19 protein-coding genes, 1 pseudogene and 1 riboswitch are annotated in these 17,183 nt (G+C 62.0%); of the genes and pseudogenes, 11 read left to right on the forward strand and 9 right to left on the reverse strand.

The window, feature by feature from the left end:
* The first annotated feature begins 159 nt into the window (after nucleotides 1-159).
* The 5 genes from J2046_RS11455 (at nucleotide 160) to J2046_RS11475 (ending at nucleotide 2,769) form a co-directional block, all read left to right on the forward strand.
* Entirely contained in the window at nucleotides 160-465 is a 306-nt protein-coding gene (locus J2046_RS11455) for a hypothetical protein (protein ID WP_233469700.1), read from the forward strand.
* Nucleotides 466-542: 77 nt separating this feature from the next.
* Nucleotides 543-1,469: a sterol desaturase family protein gene (locus J2046_RS11460; protein ID WP_210051804.1), complete on the forward strand. Its 927-nt coding sequence runs from the start codon at nucleotides 543-545 to the stop codon at nucleotides 1,467-1,469.
* A complete protein-coding gene (locus J2046_RS11465; protein ID WP_210051805.1) occupies nucleotides 1,466-1,729 on the forward strand; it encodes a cysteine rich repeat-containing protein in 264 nt (87 codons plus the stop codon). The genes J2046_RS11460 and J2046_RS11465 overlap by 4 nt, the downstream gene beginning before the upstream one ends.
* A 24-nt stretch (nucleotides 1,730-1,753) precedes the next feature.
* Nucleotides 1,754-2,416: an SH3 domain-containing protein gene (locus tag J2046_RS11470; protein ID WP_210051806.1), complete on the forward strand. Its 663-nt coding sequence runs from the start codon at nucleotides 1,754-1,756 to the stop codon at nucleotides 2,414-2,416.
* Nucleotides 2,417-2,427: 11 nt separating this feature from the next.
* On the forward strand, nucleotides 2,428-2,769 hold the full coding sequence (locus J2046_RS11475; RefSeq protein WP_210051807.1) for a hypothetical protein: 342 nt from the start codon (nucleotides 2,428-2,430) through the stop codon (nucleotides 2,767-2,769).
* A gap of 70 nt (nucleotides 2,770-2,839) precedes the next feature.
* On the opposite strand, the pseudogene J2046_RS33805 reads toward J2046_RS11475, so the two are convergent.
* The 3 genes and pseudogenes from J2046_RS33805 to J2046_RS11485 all read right to left on the reverse strand — a co-directional run bounded on the left by J2046_RS33805 (nucleotide 2,840) and on the right by J2046_RS11485 (nucleotide 5,538).
* Nucleotides 2,840-3,050 (reverse strand): annotated as a pseudogene (locus J2046_RS33805) (hypothetical protein).
* Between the two features lie 10 nt (nucleotides 3,051-3,060).
* A complete protein-coding gene (locus J2046_RS11480; RefSeq protein ID WP_037145609.1) occupies nucleotides 3,061-3,240 on the reverse strand; it encodes a hypothetical protein in 180 nt (59 codons plus the stop codon).
* A 72-nt stretch (nucleotides 3,241-3,312) separates the two neighbouring features.
* Nucleotides 3,313-5,538 (reverse strand): heavy metal translocating P-type ATPase, encoded by a 2,226-nt coding sequence (locus tag J2046_RS11485; RefSeq protein ID WP_210051811.1) that lies wholly within the window; start codon nucleotides 5,536-5,538, stop codon nucleotides 3,313-3,315.
* A gap of 112 nt (nucleotides 5,539-5,650) precedes the next feature.
* Nucleotides 5,651-5,748, forward strand: a riboswitch (TPP riboswitch).
* Nucleotides 5,749-5,789: 41 nt separating this feature from the next.
* Here J2046_RS11485 and thiM point away from each other — a divergent pair.
* Genes thiM through thiD form a run of 3 tightly spaced genes read left to right on the forward strand, consistent with a single transcriptional unit; the run spans nucleotide 5,790 to nucleotide 8,022 of the window.
* The gene (thiM, locus tag J2046_RS11490) at nucleotides 5,790-6,593 is read left to right on the forward strand and encodes a hydroxyethylthiazole kinase (RefSeq protein WP_210051833.1); all 804 of its coding nucleotides are present in this window, start codon (nucleotides 5,790-5,792) and stop codon (nucleotides 6,591-6,593) included.
* On the forward strand, nucleotides 6,590-7,225 hold the full coding sequence (gene thiE / locus J2046_RS11495; protein WP_210051835.1) for a thiamine phosphate synthase: 636 nt from the start codon (nucleotides 6,590-6,592) through the stop codon (nucleotides 7,223-7,225). The genes thiM and thiE overlap by 4 nt, the downstream gene beginning before the upstream one ends.
* Nucleotides 7,222-8,022: a bifunctional hydroxymethylpyrimidine kinase/phosphomethylpyrimidine kinase gene (gene thiD, locus J2046_RS11500; protein ID WP_210051837.1), complete on the forward strand. Its 801-nt coding sequence runs from the start codon at nucleotides 7,222-7,224 to the stop codon at nucleotides 8,020-8,022. Before thiE ends, thiD begins: the two co-directional genes overlap by 4 nt.
* Before the next feature lie 14 nt (nucleotides 8,023-8,036).
* Here thiD and J2046_RS11505 read toward each other — a convergent pair whose 3' ends face one another.
* Complete coding sequence (locus J2046_RS11505) at nucleotides 8,037-9,530, reverse strand: acetyl-CoA hydrolase/transferase family protein (protein WP_210051839.1); 1,494 nt, start codon at nucleotides 9,528-9,530, stop codon at nucleotides 8,037-8,039.
* Nucleotides 9,531-9,714: 184 nt separating this feature from the next.
* On the reverse strand, nucleotides 9,715-10,875 hold the full coding sequence (locus J2046_RS11510) for an iron-containing alcohol dehydrogenase (protein ID WP_210051841.1): 1,161 nt from the start codon (nucleotides 10,873-10,875) through the stop codon (nucleotides 9,715-9,717).
* Nucleotides 10,876-11,028: 153 nt separating this feature from the next.
* Between J2046_RS11510 and J2046_RS11515 the strand changes: the two genes are divergently transcribed.
* The 3 genes from J2046_RS11515 (at nucleotide 11,029) to J2046_RS11525 (ending at nucleotide 13,606) form a co-directional block, all read left to right on the forward strand.
* Nucleotides 11,029-11,700, forward strand: a complete 672-nt coding sequence (locus tag J2046_RS11515) for a TetR/AcrR family transcriptional regulator (protein ID WP_210051843.1) — start codon at nucleotides 11,029-11,031, stop codon at nucleotides 11,698-11,700.
* The gene (locus J2046_RS11520; RefSeq protein ID WP_210051845.1) at nucleotides 11,700-12,560 is read left to right on the forward strand and encodes an amidohydrolase family protein; all 861 of its coding nucleotides are present in this window, start codon (nucleotides 11,700-11,702) and stop codon (nucleotides 12,558-12,560) included. Before J2046_RS11515 ends, J2046_RS11520 begins: the two co-directional genes overlap by 1 nt.
* A gap of 83 nt (nucleotides 12,561-12,643) precedes the next feature.
* Nucleotides 12,644-13,606, forward strand: a complete 963-nt coding sequence (locus J2046_RS11525) for a Bug family tripartite tricarboxylate transporter substrate binding protein (RefSeq protein WP_411828490.1) — start codon at nucleotides 12,644-12,646, stop codon at nucleotides 13,604-13,606.
* A gap of 126 nt (nucleotides 13,607-13,732) precedes the next feature.
* Here the strand turns inward: J2046_RS11525 and J2046_RS11530 are convergent, their stop codons facing one another.
* Genes J2046_RS11530 through J2046_RS11545 form a run of 4 tightly spaced genes read right to left on the reverse strand, consistent with a single transcriptional unit; the run spans nucleotide 13,733 to nucleotide 17,089 of the window.
* Nucleotides 13,733-14,452, reverse strand: a complete 720-nt coding sequence (locus J2046_RS11530) for an ABC transporter ATP-binding protein (protein ID WP_037145594.1) — start codon at nucleotides 14,450-14,452, stop codon at nucleotides 13,733-13,735.
* Nucleotides 14,449-15,198: an ABC transporter ATP-binding protein gene (locus tag J2046_RS11535; protein ID WP_210051849.1), complete on the reverse strand. Its 750-nt coding sequence runs from the start codon at nucleotides 15,196-15,198 to the stop codon at nucleotides 14,449-14,451. Before J2046_RS11535 ends, J2046_RS11530 begins: the two co-directional genes overlap by 4 nt.
* Nucleotides 15,195-16,235 (reverse strand): branched-chain amino acid ABC transporter permease, encoded by a 1,041-nt coding sequence (locus tag J2046_RS11540; protein ID WP_210051851.1) that lies wholly within the window; start codon nucleotides 16,233-16,235, stop codon nucleotides 15,195-15,197. Before J2046_RS11540 ends, J2046_RS11535 begins: the two co-directional genes overlap by 4 nt.
* Nucleotides 16,232-17,089, reverse strand: a complete 858-nt coding sequence (locus J2046_RS11545) for a branched-chain amino acid ABC transporter permease (protein WP_210051852.1) — start codon at nucleotides 17,087-17,089, stop codon at nucleotides 16,232-16,234. Before J2046_RS11545 ends, J2046_RS11540 begins: the two co-directional genes overlap by 4 nt.
* Nucleotides 17,090-17,183 lie beyond the last annotated feature (94 nt).

Raw genomic sequence — 17,183 nt, forward strand, 5'->3', positions numbered from 1 at the left:
CCGCCGATACAAAATGCTACAAGCCAAAAACAAAAGCTTACGTTTTGAGAACTGCACGACAAAACCGGCATACATCAGCAAACCATCCTTGCCCTCGCATCACCGGCCGATTCCCTGCGACCATTGATGTGACGATCCAAACCATACGAGGATGGAACGATGACCAAGACACTCGCCGCCGGCCTGCTTGCCGGCACTTTCGCGCTTCTTTCGGTGGGTCAGGCGAATGCCTGGACCCGCGACGGTTCGGTGAGCGGTCCGCGCAGAACCGCCTCTGTGCATGCGAGCGGCAGTTGCGCGTCCGGCTCCTGCTCGCGCAGCATCACCCGCACCGGCCCCTATGGCTACAGCATGTCGCGCAGCGGCTCGGCCTCCTGCAACGGCGGCACTTGCACCGGTTCGCGCACCACAACCGGTCCGCGCGGCAATACCGTTACCCGCTCAGGCAGTTTCCATCGTTACTGACTTGAGCAGGCGCCCGGCGGTTTCCTACCCCTGGCTCAGGCCGCCGGGCGTTCCTGTTGACCAAGCGAGGTTCTTCCATGTTCCAGAGCATCGTCGATCCGTCCGTGCGCGGCGGTATCCTTGTCGTCGCGGCATCCTTCATGCTGCTCGAATACCTCATCGGCAGGCTGGCGGAGCATGATATCCATGATCTGAAGGAATCCGCTGCCTCCTTCGGCGTCGCGTTCATTCACAGCATTCTCCGCCCCGTGGAAGCAGCGGTTGTCGCCACGCCTTTCATGCTCGCTTACCGGCATCGCCTGTTCGATATCGACATCACCAGCGCCGCCGGCGCCCTGGCGCTCTTCCTCGCGGTCGATCTCGTCTATTACTGGCACCATCGGGCCTCGCACCATATCCGCTGGCTCTGGGCGACCCATGCCGTCCATCATTCACCGACGAAGCTCAACCTGACGGCCGCGATCCGGCTCGGCTGGACGGGCAGCATTTCCGGCAATTTCCTCTTCTTCCTGCCGCTTGCCTTTGTCGGCTTTCATCCGTTCGGTATCGTCGCCATGATGGGGCTCAATCTTGCCTATCAGTTCTTCATTCATACCGAGCTTTCGCCCCGCCTCGGGCCGCTCGAATGGGTGTTGAACACACCGGCGCATCACCGCGTTCATCACGCTTCCAATCCTCGCTGCCTCAATAAGAATTTCGGCGGCATCCTGATCGTCTTCGATCGCCTGTTCGGCACATTCGCGGAGGCGCCGGCGACCGAACCGCTGCGTTATGGCCTGCGTGGCCGCCCACCATCACTCCATCCCGGCCAGATCGCTCTCGGCGAATGGGCGATGCTCTGGCGGGATTTCTTCCAGGCGCCGAATATAGGCAAGAAACTCCGCGTGCTGTTCGGACCGGTCGGCCCTTTACCAAGCACTTCGCCCAAGCCGCCGCCGGCCGTCAAAGACAGTCTGTCGCCCGAAACCAACTCCATTACCAGAACCGAAGGACTATCCCGATGATCCGAAAAATCCTGTTCACCCCGACGCTTCTCGCCCTGTTCTTCGCAACACTTGCCGGTACAGCACCCGCCCAGACGCAGGTCTCGCCCGAGATGCGCCAGATGGCGATTGCGGTCGCACGCGCCTGCCGCACTGATCTCAAGACCTATTGCAACGGTGTCGAGAGGGGTGAAGGTCGTATCGCCGCCTGCCTTAGACAGAATGCCGAGAAGCTTTCCTCGCCCTGCCGCACGGCGCTCGCAGACGTGGCGCAGCGCTGACCAAACGCTCTGAAAGGAAGAACCATGTTCAGGAAACTGCTTCTCGCGCTGGCAATGCTGGCGGGCATGTCGTCCGTCGCCGCAGCTGCCACAGCCGCGGTCGCGACCGGCAACGTCAACCTGAGAGCCGGGCCGTCGACCGCCTATCCCGTCGTGACCGTCGTGCCGGTCGGCGCCCGCATCACGACCTATGGATGCGTCGCAGGTTATAGCTGGTGCGATATCTCGCTTGGTGTTTATCGGGGTTGGGTATCGGCGAACTACATCCAGGTCGTTTATCGCGGCGCGCCAATCGTGCTGACGCCGGTCGTTGCACCCCGTATCGGCATCGTCGTGGTCGGCTACAACCGCGCCTATTGGGACCGCTATTACGTTCGCTATCCCTGGTATCATACCTGGCGCTATCACCCGCCGGTCGCGGCACCACGGGTGAATTCTTTCGACCGGTCGGTGAACTGCGCAAACGGAGCCTGCACCGCGACCCGCTCGACTACCGGCATCTATGGCGGCTCAGCCACCCATACCCGTACCTGCAGCGGTGGTGAATGCGCGGCGACACGCGAAGTCGTCGGTCCGCGCGGCAATACGACATCCCGGGTCCGCAATTGCAGCCGGCCTGATCAGTCCTGCTCCGTTACACGCACAGGCCCGCGTGGCAACACGCGCACCCGCTTGTTCGAGCGTTGAGGGAGGGAGCGATGCAATCCCGATCTGACATGAGGCACAGGCGTATTCCGGGTCTCATCGCCCTCCTCCTCGTGCTGGCCACGGCCGAGCCTTTCACAACTCCCGCTGCAGCGCAGGAACCGGACGATGAACCCTTCGAAGAATTCTGCCTCGCTCCGGGCGGCAGCGCGCGGCAGGCCTGCGTCGCCTTCTTTCTGGACGAGGACGGTTACGAGCTTTGTCTGATGGACGAAAGGGAAGGCATCGCCCGCTGCACACGCTCCTGGCATATCGAACCTGACGAAAAGCGCGACAGAGGTTCGCTTCCTCTCGGTTTCGAAGGTCCCGGCCCGGGCGAAGCCATCGAGGCATAAGGAGCGTCCGGCACCAGAGCATCACCCTCTCCGCGCAGCCGCGAAGAGGGTGTTCATCCAATGTTGCATATCAATGAGCCGGACGGGTGCCGCCGCCCTTCTTTTTCGCGTCGTGGGCATGGTGGCTGTCGCGTTCCCCGCCACCGCCGGAAACCCGGCTCCGGGATTGCCGGTCGTCATCCGTCGATGGTTTCTCAGCCCTCACCGGCGCTTGGCATTTTGTGCGAAGCACCAGGCCCGCCCTGGCGGATGCTCGCCGGGGTCTTCTGCGATGTGGACATGGAACAACGCCTATCGGTCTTGCTGATAGCCCTGATGGGTCGTGTTGATCTTCGTATTGCCCTGCTGACCCTGCTTGCCAGGATCATTGGCGGCTTTGATCGTGCCGCGCCTGGTCTCTGCATGGGCCTGTTCGCCAGGCCCCTTGTGGCTCAGGTTATCGGAGGGTGTGGGGGGAAGTCTGCTGCTCATCTCGGGCCTCCTCATGGTCTTCGGTTTCAGAGACCATAACCCCCGGCGTGTACCGATGTTCCTCAGTCAACGTCAGACAGCTTTGATCCGCAGCAGACGAAGCGCATTAAGGGTGACCAGCACGGTCGCGCCGGTATCGGCAAGGATTGCGGGCCAGAGTCCGGTGACGCCGAGGATCGTGGTCACCAGGAACACCGCCTTCAGGCCGAGCGCGATGGCAATGTTCTGATAGATGTTGCGCATCGTCCGCTTCGAGAGTTCGATCATGTCGGCGATGTCCAGAACCCGCCCATGCAGCGCGGCCGCGTCGGCCGTCTCGAGCGCGACATCCGTGCCGCCGCCGATCGCAATCCCCACATCCGCAGCAGCAAGCGCCGGTGCATCGTTGACGCCGTCACCGACCTTGCCGACCACGAAACCCTCGCGTTTCAATTCGCCGACGATGCGCTGCTTGTCCTGAGGCATCAGTTCGGCGCGTACCTCGACGTTGAGTTCCTTGCCGATTGCAGACGCCGTGCGGGCATTGTCGCCCGTCAGCATTACGGTTTTCACGCCGGCGTCAGTAAGTGCTTTCAGTCCCGCCATGGCATCGGGGCGTGGCTGGTCGCGCATGGCGATCGCGCCGGCCAGGACACCGTCGACGATCAGCACGGACACGGTCTTGCCTTCATCGTTGAGGCCGGCGATCCGCCGGGAATGTGCCATCGGCAGCGAAACCCTCTCGGCTGCCGCCTTCGGCGAACACAGAAAGACTTCCTGGCCTTCGACCGTGGCGGCGACACCCTTGCCATTCAGGGATCTGGCATCCGACACAGCGGGAATATCCACCTCATCCTCGGCCGCCTTGGCGAGGATTGCGACGGCCAGCGGATGGCTCGAGCCGGTTTCAAGCGCCGCGGCGTAGCGCAGCACGTCTTCGGCGTCGCGGCCGAAGGCGATCACGTCCGTCACCTGCGGCTTGCCGGCGGTCAGCGTTCCGGTCTTGTCGAGCGCCACGGCCGTCAGCTTGCCGAGCGTTTCCAGAACGGCACCGCCCTTCATCAGCAACCCGCGACGAGCGCCGGAGGAAAGCGAAGCAGCGATCGCGGCCGGCGTCGAGATGACGAGCGCGCAGGGGCAACCGATCAGCAGGATCGCCAGACCTTTGTAGACCCACTCCTCCCAGGCGGCGTCGGCCACAAGCGGCGGCAGGATGGCAACCAGGGCCGCGACCAACACAACACCCGGCGTGTAATAGCGCGAAAAACGGTCGATGAAGCGCTCGGTCGGCGCCTTCTTCTCCTGCGCCTCCTCGACCATCCGAACGATACGGGCAATCGTGTTGTCCTCCGCGGCAGCCGTCACCCGTACACGCAGCGCCGCATCGCCGTTGATCGTGCCGGCGAAAACCTTATCGCCGGCGCCCTTCACGACCGGCGTGCTTTCCCCTGTCACCGGCGCCTGGTCGATCGCGCTCGTGCCGGCGACAATGACGCCATCCGCCGAAATCCGGTCGCCTGGCCGCACGAGGATGACGGAGCCGACCGCCAGGCTCTCGGCTGGTACCTCGCGGATCTGCCCGTTCACCTCCAGCAGCGCATTCTTAGGGACCAGCGCCGTCAGGCTGCGGATGCTCTGACGCGCCTTGCCGGCTGCGACCCCTTCCAAAAGTTCGCCGACGAGGAAGAGGAAGACGACGGCGGCAGCCTCTTGCGAGGCATTGATGAGGACGGCGCCGATAGCCGCGATCGTCATCAGCATCTCGATCGAAAACGGCGTGCCGGCAAGGGCTGCCATGACGGCGCGACGCGCGATCGGTACAAGGCCGATCAGCATGGCGGCCGTGAATATGTAGGTGTCATAGGCCGGCACCAGATGGCCGAGCCCATAGGCAACCGCGAGCGCTGCACCGGCAAGGATAGTCAGCCGGCCTTTGGCGCTCTTCCACCACGGTCCTTCCGTCGGCCCGTGGTCATGACCATGAAGGCCTTCAATCTCCTTGGCGCCATGTGTGGAATGGTTGCGGTCGTTGTGGTCATGCCTGTGATCGTGCCCACCATCGTGATCATGCTCATGCCCCGTCGTGGTTGGCGCTTTCCTGCCAAGTGCCCGCAGCGAATAACCGAGCCCGATCACCTTTTTCTCGATCGCGGCGAGATCGCTCGTTGCGTCATGGCTTACCGTCATCGTACCCGCCGCGACGGAGACGGAAACGTCCTCGACGCCCGGCATGCGTCGCACCGCCGTATCGATCTTGGTCGCGCAACTTGCGCAATCCATACCACCAACCTTGTACCGAACCTGATTTGTCGCTGCCATTTCTCTTTCCTTTCGGGATCGAGCACTTCCTTACAACCTCCAGCCACTAGAGCTTCAAGGGCATTTTTCAGAAAAATTCGCTGGCGGTCGCAGGCCGATCTACGATAAGCCTTGTCCCAGACGGGGGCGTCCGGCGTAAAGCCGGGCTGAGAAGTACCCTTTGAACCTGAACCAGATCATGCTGGCGGAGGGAGTCGTTCGGTTCTTCGAACAGAAGAACCCATGCGTCTGCCCCGCCGAACGAGGCGAGAATGCAGACCACACAGACTCCCGGCCAATTGCTGACTGCGATGCGCGCGAAAAATCCGCTCGTCCAGAACATCACCAATTTCGTGGCGATGAATATCGCGGCGAATGTGATGCTCGCTGCCGGCGCCTCGCCCGCCATGGTGCATACGAAAGAGGAGGCTGGCGAATTCGCTCGGATCGCATCTGCACTGACGATCAATATTGGCACGCTTTCGCCAGATTTCCTGGCCGGCATGAAGGAGGCAGCAAAAGCCGCCGATGAAGCCGGCAGGCCTTGGGTGCTTGATCCCGTTGCCCATTTCGCCACCGCCTACCGCCGTGCCGCCGTCGCCGAACTCATGAAGCTGAAACCCACGATCGTGCGAGGCAATGCCTCCGAGATCATTGCGCTGGCAGGCAGCCAGTCGAGCGGCCACGGCGTTGACAGCGGCGATCCGACCGAGGCGGCAGAAGGTTCGGCGATCACGCTTGCCCGGCAGAGCGGCTCCATCGTCGCGGTTACCGGTGAAGTGGATTTCGTCACCGACGGCCAGCACTCGGTTCGCATCATGGGCGGTTCAGCGCTGATGCCCCGCATCACCGCTCTTGGCTGCTCGCTCACCTGCCTCGTTGGCGCCTTTGCGGCGGCAAACCCGGAAGGACCGTTAGAGGCGACGGCGGCGGCACTCGCCATGTTCGCGGTCGCTGGCGAAGAAGCGGCTATCGGTGCCGCCGGACCCGGCTCCTTCCTGCCCCTCTTTCTCGACCGCCTCGCAACACTTTCGACCGAGACGCTCGATGCCAAAGTCAGGATCGTCAGCGCATGAAGAATTTCGACCTTTCCGTCTATCTCGTTCTCGATCCCGATCTATGCCGCGAAATCGGCATGGTGGAGACCGCGAGGCTTGCCGTCGAGGGCGGCGCTACGATCGTGCAGCTCCGCGACAAGCACGCGGATACGGCGCAGATCATCGAGACCGGCCTTGCCCTGAAGGCCGCGCTTGCCGGCGCCAGAGTGCCCCTGATCGTCAATGACGATGTCGAGGCGGCGATCGCAATCGGTGCCGCAGGCCTGCATGTCGGCCAGAGCGACATGGTCGCGGCTATCGCCCGCGAGCGCATTGGCCGAGACATGATCCTCGGTCTCTCGGTCGAAACCGAGGAACTGGCGCAACGCATCGATACCTCCGTCGTGGACTATGTCGGCATCGGCCCGGTCTTTGCGACCCTCACCAAGCCGGACCATAAGCAACCGATCGGCTTCGAGGGACTTGCCCGCATCGTCGCAGCAGCACCCGTGCCGGCTGTTGCGATAGGCGGAATCAAGGCGGAGCATGCTGGCCCAGCACTTGCCGCCGGCGCGAGAGGCATCGCCGTCGTCTCCGCGATCTGCGGCCAGCCGGATCCGAAAGCCGCCGCCCGCAGGATTGCCGAGGAAATCGAAAAGGCACGCACATGATCCGCAATATTCTTTCCATCGCCGGTTCTGATCCCTCCGGCGGCGCCGGCATTCAGGCCGACCTCAAGACGTTTTCGGCACGCGGTACCTATGGCATGGCCGTGCTGACGGCGCTGACCGCGCAGAACACGCAAGGGGTCACCGGCGTGCATGCGGTGCCTGCCGAGTTCGTCGCAGAGCAGATCCGCACCATTTTCGCGGATGTGCGGGTGGATGCGGTGAAGATCGGCATGATTGCCAATACCGAAATCGCCGAAACGGTCGCGGATGTGCTCAAGCCCTATCGCGATAGCCTGCCGATCGTGCTCGACCCGGTAATGATCGCCAAGGGAGGCTCCCCGCTGCTTGCTTCGGAGGCTATGGATGCCGTCAGCTATCGGCTGATGCCGGTTGCCACGATCGTCACGCCAAACCTGCCGGAAGCAGCCGCCCTGCTCGGCGAACCCGTCGCCACCACCCGCCAGATGATGGCCGATCAGGCCGAACGCCTGCGTAAAATCGGTCCGAAGGCGGTATTGGTGAAGGGCGGTCACCTAGAGAGTGGTGACAGCCCGGATGTTCTGGCCGACAGCGATGGCCTTCACTGGTTTGAAGGGAAACGCACCCTGACGAGAAACACCCACGGTACCGGGTGTACCCTTTCCAGCGCAATTGCCGCGGAACTCGCCAAGGGCGCCTCGCCGGCCGACGCCGTCGCGATCGCCAAAGCCTATCTCTCCGGCGCCATCGCGGCTGCCGGCACGCTCACGGTGGGAACCGGTCACGGTCCCGTGCAGCATTTCCACGAATGGTGGTAGGAACAGTCGTTCGCTCAGCCAAGCCGCATGGTGCCGGTCTGCCGGCTCCGCTCATGCCAGGAAAACGCCTCTTCGAGCAGATGAGGCGTCTGCCCGCCGCGGGCTGAGGCGCGTTGGAAATAGTCGGCCAGACGATCGCGGAAGTCGGGATGGGCGCAGTTGGCAATGATCTGCTCGGCGCGCTCGCGGGGTGCAAGCTCCCGCAGATCCGCAAGCCCGTTTTCAGTGACGATGATGTCCACATCGTGTTCGGTGTGATCCACATGCGGAACCATGGGAACCACCGAGGAGAGCTTGCCGCCCTTGGCGACCGACTTGGTGACGAAGATAGACAGATAGGCGTTGCGGGCGAAATCGCCCGAGCCGCCGATACCGTTCATCATATGCGTGCCGTTCACATGGGTGGAATTGACGTTGCCGTAAATGTCGACTTCCAGAGCGGTGTTGATGCCGATCACGCCCAGCCTGCGGATGACCTCCGGATGATTGCTGATCTCCTGCGGACGCAGGACCAGCTTTTCCTTGTACTTGTCGAACTGGCCAAAAACCCGCGCAGCGCAGGCGGCCGAAAGCGTGATCGAGGAACCCGAGGCAAAGGTCAGCTTCCCGGCATCGAAGAGATCAAACGTGCTGTCCTGCAGCACCTCGCTGTACATGCGCAGATGATGGAAGGGCCCATCCGAGAGCCCGGTCAACACGGAATTGGCGATCGTGCCGATCCCCGCTTGCAGAGGCTGCAGCGTCAGATCGAGCCGGCCTTTTTCGACCTCCTGCTCCAGGAAGCGGATGAGGTGGCTGGCAATGGCCTTCGTGTCGACATCCGCCGGCTCGACGGTTGAGAAACTGTCCTTCACATCGGTCACGACGATGGCAGCGATCTTTTCGGGGTCGATCGGCACATAGGGAAAGCCGACGCGGCTGTCGCAGGCGACAACCGGAATCGGCACACGCGACGGGCGCTTCGTGGGTATGTAGATGTCGTGCAGGCCCTCGAGCTCGGCCGGCTGACTGAGGTTGATCTCGACGATGATCTTCTTCGCAAGAATGGCGAAGCTCGCGGAATTGCCGATCGAGGTGGAGGGTACGATGCCCCCATCCTCGGTGATCGCCGCTGCCTCGATGACGGCGTAGTCGATCGGGCCGAGCTGGTTGGAGCGCAGATGCTCCACGGTCTCCGAAAGATGCTGGTCGACGAACATCACCTCGCCGCGGTTGATCGCGGCGCGCAGCGTCGCATCCGACTGAAAGGGAATGCGCCGGGAGAGCACATGGGCTTCGGTCAGCATGCGGTCGATGTCGTGGCCGAGCGAGGCGCCGGTGATCAGCGTGATCTTGAACGGATCAGTCTTCGCCCGCTCCGCCATGGCGATCGGCACCGCCTTGGCATCACCGGCACGGGTGAAGCCGCTCATGCCGATGATCATGCCATCCTTGATTAGAGCGGCAGCCTGCTGGGGGGTGGTGATGCGATCAAGGAGCGATGGGCGGCGAATACGGGTTTCGAGCATGGGTGACATTCTAACCATTGAAGAGGTGATGCTGCAGCGTTTTCAGACGAACCCGCTTAAGCGGAGGGTCTATGCCCCTCATTGACCGACGTCAAATCCGGAAATCTCCCGCAGACATTTGGTCGCTGTCCATCGGATAATGAAAACAAATCATTCCTCTCTGCAATGAAGTAATCTCAAGGCGTCACCAGGCGGAGCTGTAGATCATCAGCGCATCCTCTTCGGCCATGCTCCTCGGGTTGTTGACCAGCAATCGCTGCTGCTTCATCGCATCGGCGGCAAGCTTCGGCAGGTCGGCTTCGCCGATCCCGACATCACGCAGCCTTAAAGGCAGGCCGAGCCGCTCCGAAAGTGCGGCCAGTTCTTCGATAAAGGCCGCGCATCGCACCGGCATCTGCCCCTCCCGGACAAGATGTGGGAAGGCGTCAACGGCTATTTCGGCATAGAGATCCGCCGCGTCGGACATGTTGAAACGCAGAACATGCGGCAGCACCAGAGCATTGGATAGTCCGTGCGGAACATGAAATGTGCCGCCGATCGGATAGGCGAGCGCATGCACTGCCGCGACGGGCGAGTTCGCAAAAGCTTGCCCGGCCAGCATCGACCCGAGCAGCATCGCGCCCCGCGCCTCCATGTTGCGCCCATCGGACACTGCCGCCTCGATGTTTGCGCCCAGCAATTGCAGCGCCTGTCTCGCCAGCATTTTCGAGAGCGGGTTGTTGTTGGCATTCTTCGAGGCATAGGCCTCGATCGCATGTACCATGGCGTCAATCCCCGTTGCAGCGGTGATCGACGGCGGGAGGCCAAGCGTGAGCTCCGGGTCAAGCACCGCGACATCAGGAAGGTTGATGGACGAGGAAACGCCACGCTTTTCCTCTTCACCCACGGTGATAATGGAGACAGGCGTCACCTCCGAACCCGTGCCGGCGGTGGTCGGCACCAGCGCCAGGGGCAGACGTGGTCCCTTTGCATTTCCGACACCCCAGGCGCTATCGATATCCTCGCCAGAGCCGAGCAGAAGTGCCGCGAGTTTCGCCACATCCAGCGAAGAGCCGCCGCCGAAGCCGATTACCCCGGTCACGCCGGCGGTCCTTCCAGCCTCCACTGCCCGCATGAGCGTGGAGAGCGACGGATCGGCCTCCACCTCCCCGAACACTTCGACTTTCACACCGGAGTCGGAAAGCGACACAAGTGCATGATCGCAGAGCCCGAGCTTTCTCAGTCCCGGATCCGTGACGAACAGAACGGCGTTGCCGAGCCGCGACCTCACGTGATCTGCCAACTCGCGCGCAGCACCCGCCTTGAAAATCAGCGACGGCGTGGTGTTAAAAATGAAACTATTCATCTCGTTTCCGGCCTCCCTCCGACAGAAACCCGCTTACCACTTTACTCTCCAGCCAGCTACGAGCCAGCTTGCCCTCTTTGCTTTTTCAGTTGACTTCGAATTCCAATTTGTACACTTGTACAAATTATAAGGACAATCGACTTTCGGACCGATATGCGCCCAAGCCTGCGGGAAACGCTTCTCCTCAATGCTGTGACGCTGTTTTCCCGCAGCGGCTACAACGCCGTGTCGCTCCGGGACATTGCCAAGGCTTCTGGCGCGAATGTCGGCAGCCTCACTTATCACTTCGGCTCAAAGGCCAATCTCCTCAGAGAAATCTATGAGCGCCACACGAAGCCGATGAATGCGCGCCGCCTCGAACTGCTCGGCGAAGCGCGGCGGATCAGCAATCCAGACGAGCGGCTGATGGCGGTTCTGAGAGCCTATGTCGTTCCAGCCTTCACGTCCTCCACCGAAAGCGATGGCGGAGGGGCCGAGTTCACGCGCATGCGCGCCGTGCTTTCGGCAGAGGGCAATCCTGATGCTCGCCAGATTATCGCCGACGCCTTCGACGAGACGAGCCGCGTCTTCATCGGAGCGCTGGCGGACTGCGTGCCCGGAGCGCCACTGGAAGGCGTCGTCTGGCGCAGCCAATTCCTACTCGGGGCACTCTATTATGCCTTGATCAACCCGGAGCGCGTGACGCGTCTTTCGGGAGGAGCGGTCGACGGAGAAGATCGGGAGACCGCCGTCAACCAGATCGTCGAGGCGAGCTTCGCCAGCTTCCGCAGTCTCCCCACGGAAGCTGCCGCACCTGAATCATCGATCGTGAAAGGTAAGAACTGATGACCACTGCCCTTCATGCGGGCGAAAAGCGGCGCAAGCCCGATTTCATTCTGCCTGCCGACAGTTGCGATGCCCATTGCCACGTCTTCGGTCCGGGCGCCGTTTTCCCTTATGCACCGGACCGCCGCTATACGCCTGACGATGCACCCAGGGAGGCACTGGCCGCCGTTCATGACCGGCTCGGCATCGATCGCGCCGTGATCGTGCAGGCGAGCTGCCATGGGACCGACAACCGCGCCATGCTCGACGCGATCGCCTGGCGTCCGGACCGCTATCGCGGCGTCGCCATCGTCGACGACACATTCGACGACAGGGCCTACCAGGCGCTCGATGACGGCGGCGTGCGTGGCGTGCGCTTCAATTTCGTCCGTCATCTCGGCGGGGCGCCGGACATGGACGCCTTCAACCGCGTGATCGACCGGATCAAGGGCCGCGGCTGGCATGTCGTTCTGCATCTCGACGGCGCTGATATCGTCCCGCTTTCCGACATGATCCGCCGCCTGCCGCTTCCCTTCGTCATCGACCACATGGGCCGTGTCGATACCGCACTCGGCACGGAGCAGCCGGCCTTCCAGGCGCTTCTCGAACTCGTCCGGCGGGAAAATTGCTGGATCAAGGTCTGCGGCTCGGAGCGCATCTCGCGGTTCCCGTTCGATGCAGCGATGCCGTTCGCTCGGGCGCTTGTGGAATTGAGCCCCGAACGAACCTTGTGGGGCACGGATTTCCCGCATCCCAATCTCAAGGAGCCGGTGGACGAGGCCGATCTCGTGGACCTGGTTCCGCGCCTTGCAGTCCGTGCGGAGGATCGGCAGCGACTGCTCGTCGACAATCCCGCGCGTCTTTACGGTTTCGTGGCCTGAACGGTCTCAAAAAAGAGGAGGAGAGAATGTCATTCGATGTTGCACAGAAACCGCCGGGGCTGTTTCGGCGGGCCGGCAAATTCATGAAATGGCTAGCGCCCGCGCTCGCCCTGGCGATCGTCGCGCCGGCTGCCGCCGCAGCGCAGGAGGATTACCCCTCGCGGGATATCACCCTTGTGCTGCCGTTCGGTCCTGGCGGGATTGCCGACATCACGTCGCGCGTGGTGGCAGATGCGCTCGGCAAGAAGCTTGGCAGGCAGATCGTCATCATGAACCAGCCGGGCGCCGGCGGAGCCACCGCTGCGCAGGCCGCACTTAACGCCGAAGCCGACGGATACACGCTTGCCCTGCTTTCGAACGGGACGGCTATCAGTGTGCCGCTCTTCAAGAACCTGCAGTTCGATCCGGTCAAGGATTTCGTCCCGATATCAAGCCTTGCCTATTTCGACTTCGTGTTCGTCACCAAGGCTGGCGGCAAATATAAGACACTCAAGGATGTGCTGGACGCGGCGAAGGCCGATCCGGGGGCACTGAATGTCGGCACGATCAATGTCGGCAGCAGCCAGAATCTCGCCGCCGAACTCTTCAAGTCGACCTCGGGGATCGATTTCACCATCGTTCCCTACAAGGCGACGCCCGATCTTCTCGTTGCCCTGCTTGGCGACGAACTCGACGTAATCGTAGACAGCCAGACTGCGCTGAAGGCGGCCCTCACCCAGGGACAGGCGACCGCTATCGCCTCCTCCGGCCCGACGCGCTCAATGTTGCTGCCCGACGTACCTACCGCACAGGAGCAGGGCGTCGCCGGTTTCGACGTGACGTCATGGAACGGTATCTTCGCACCAACCGGCACGCCGGCGGAGGTGGTGAAGAAACTTAATGCCGCACTCGTCGAGGTGCTCGCCGATACGGCGATCCAGAAGCGATTTGCGGATCTCGGTGTCGAAGCTCGTTCAAGCACTCCGGAGGAGATTGGCAAGCGGCTTTCGGACGACATAAGGAAATGGTCGGACGTGATCGAAAAGGCTGGAATTCCGAAGCAATGAACAAAAGAGGGAGGGATGGCGCCCCATCCCTCCCTCCGTATCATCCCTGCGGGAAGGACATTGCGTCCCGACGCCCCTCACCCTGTCGGTGCGAAGACGGTGAGGCCAAATCTGTAGCAAGTCGCGTCAGTGCCGCGCGCCTTTCTCCACTCCAAGATGCTGGCCAAGGATCGCCTCGTCGGCAAGAAGCTCCGCGCTGCTCCCCTGATAAACCACCGCGCCGCGGTCAAGGATCACGGCATCATCGGTCAACGGCAGGACTTTCCGCGCCTTCTGCTCGATGATGATCGCCGACATGCCCTCACCCTCGACGATCCGGCGGATTGCCGCAAGCAATTCGTCGACGATGATCGGCGCGAGACCTTCGGTCGGCTCGTCAAGCAACAGCAGCTTGGGGTTCACCATCAGCGCGCGTCCGACCGCCAGCATCTGTTGTTCGCCGCCTGAGAGTTGATTGCCGAGATTCTTCCGCCGCTCCTGAAGGCGCGGAAACATGCCATAGACGCGTTCCAGGTTCCAGACGCCCGGCCGCGCGATAGCGGTGAGGTTCTCCTCGACGGTCAGCGATTTGAAGATGTTGCGCTCCTGCGGCACCCAGCCGATACCCGCCGCCGCGCGACGGTCGGCCCTCAGCCTGGTGATATCGCGGCCCATCAGATGGATCGAACCGGCGTGGTAGGTTGTCACACCGGCCAGGGTATTCACGAAGGTCGTCTTGCCCGTGCCGTTGCGGCCAAGCAGAGCCAGCGTCCGGCCTTCCTGGATCGTCAGGCTGATACCGGACAATACGCTCGCCTCGCCGTAGCCTGCCACCAGCTTTTCGGTGACCAGAACCGGGGTATTCATGCATTTTCTCCGAGATAGACGGCCTTGACGCGCGGATCGGCGGAAATCTCGGCAACCGTGCCTTCGGTAAAGAGCGCGCCGGCCACAAGAACCGAGATCCGATTTGCAAACGAAAAGACCAGATCCATGTCGTGCTCAATCAACAGCACAGTTACATCCGCAGGCAGGTCCGAGACGATCGACAGCACTTCGTGCCGCTCGTCTTCTGGTACGCCGGCGGCCGGCTCATCGAGCAAAAGCACGCGAGGCTTGGACGCAAAGGCGAGTGCGATCTCCAACAAACGCTGTTTGCCGTAAGGCAGGATGACGGTGCGCTCGGCCATTACCGAAGCAAGCCCAAAGCGGGCAAGAAGGGTTGCAGCTTCGTCGACGACCTTCCCATAGCCGGCAATCGACCGCCACAGATTGTGGCCAACACCTTCTCGTTCGGCAATCGCCAGCGCCACGGTTTCGAGTGGCGTGAATTCGCTGAAGAGCTGATTGATCTGAAAGGTGCGGGTAAGCCCGCGCTTGACGCGCCGGAAGGACGCCATCGAGGTGATGTCCTCCCCTTCCAGGAAGACCTGGCCTTCCGAAGGAGGCAAAACGCCGGTGAGAAGGTTGATCAGCGTCGTTTTGCCCGCGCCATTCGGGCCGATCAGCGCATGGCGGGCGCCGCGCTCCACTTTCAGGCTCACGTCATTGGTGGCAAGGAAGGCGCCGAAATAGCGCTTCAGGTTCCTGGTTTCAAGAACGATGTCACTCATCGGCCCTCCTCCTTCGACTTCGAGAAGCGTTCCGGCAGATATTCGATCCAGCGCGCCAACCGGTCACGGCCGATCAACACGAGCACGACCAGAATCAGGCCGATATAGAACATCCAGTATTGCGGCGTGACGACCGAGAGCCAGTCCTTCACCAGCGTGAAGAGCACGGCCCCGAAAATGCCGCCGTAGAGATAGCCCGTACCCCCGATGACGAGCACGAGAAGCACGTCGGCCGACCGGTGAAAAGCAAGCACGTCCGGCGAGACGAAACTCGTCGTCTGGGCGAGCAGGGCGCCCGCCATACCGGCGAAGACAGCGGCAATCGTATAGGCTGTAACGATGCGTTTGCGCGCTGGTACTGCGATCATGGCGGCTCGCATCGGGTTGCCCTTGATCGCCTTCAGCGACAGGCCGAAAGGCGAAAAGGCGATGCGGCGCATGATCATCGTTCCGATGAAGAGCACGGCAAGGCAATAAAGATAGCCGGTCTTGCCGAAAAGATCGAACTCGAAGAGTCCGAGGACCGGATTGAGCGAGAAACCGCTCAGCCCGTCGGCACCGCCAGTGAGCCAGGCCATCTGGTTGGCCAGTTCCGCCATCATCAAGCCGATGCCGAGCGTGGTCATCAGGCGGGTCAGGTCCGAACCGCGCAGGATGAGGAAGCTGGTCAACAGGCCCAGCACACCGGACAGAATGCCGGCCACGATCAGCCCGATCACCGGCTCGGCGATAAAATGCAGGGCCAGCAGGCCGGCGATATAGGCGCCGAATCCGAAGAAGGCAGTGTGACCGAGCGAGACGATCCCTGCAAACCCGAGTACCAGGTCGAGCGAGACGGCAAACAATGCCAGAATGGCGATCTCGGTGAGGATCAGCATCTTCGATGGCAACACGAAATAAGCTGCGATCGCGGCAAGCCAGATGACGATCTCGTAGAAACGAACGCGGCTTCTGCGCTTCATCAGCCTGGTCGCGCGGCTTTCGGCGTCGGCGGTCGGGTTTGCCGTCACTGTGGTTTCCTGTTGAACAGCGCTCATCGGCCACCCCTTGCGAACAGTCCGTTCGGGCGCACGATTAGCATGACGATCATCAGCGCATAGATGACGAAGGGGCCGATGGCGGGGACATAATATTTACCCGCGACATCGGCGATACCGAGCAGCAGGGCGGCGAGGAACGGGCCGGAAACAGTCGAAGTGCCGCCCACGGATACCACGATCAGGAAGTAGATCATGAACTTCAGCGGGAAGTTCGGATCAAGCCCGAGGATTTCCGCGCCCATCGCCCCGCCGAGGCCGGCAAGCCCCGAACCGAAGGCGAATGTCAGCGCGAAGACGAGCGGCACATTGATGCCGAGCCCCATCGCCACACGCCGGTCATCGACCGCGGCGCGCAGCCGGCTGCCGAAGCGGGTTTTCGACAGGATGAACTGCAGCGCGACCGCAAGCAGGGCGCAGACGACGATGGTGAAGAGCCGGTAACGGCCGACACCCACACCGAAGACATCCATCCGACCCGAAAGTTCCGGGGGCAGATTAATGAGCTGCTGCTGACCGCCCATGAAATAGTCCGTCGCGGCGATTGCCATAAAGACGATGCCGATCGAGAAGAGAACCTGGTCGAGGTGCGGCGCCTGGTATAGCCACTGATAGAGCGTGCGCTCCAAGACGAGGCCGATCAGCGCCGAGACGAGGAAGGCCGCCGGCAGACACCAGTAAAAGGAAATGCCGTAGCGGTTCATCATGATGACGGTCACATAGCCGCCGGCCATGGCGAAAGCGCCATGCGCCAGGTTGATGAAGTTCATGAGGCCAAGCGTCACCGTCAGCCCGCAGGCGAGAATGAACAGCAACATGCCGTAAGCTACGCCGTCAAACAGAATGGTCAGCATGCGAAATCTTCTCTAGAGGGCCCTGATTTCCCGGTTACTGCACCCATGATGCCTCCCCGCATTGTCGCCGGGAAACCGAGGCGGCTCAAGCCCC

It is taken from the genome of Neorhizobium petrolearium (assembly GCF_017873175.1).
GTDB lineage: Bacteria > Pseudomonadota > Alphaproteobacteria > Rhizobiales > Rhizobiaceae > Neorhizobium > Neorhizobium petrolearium.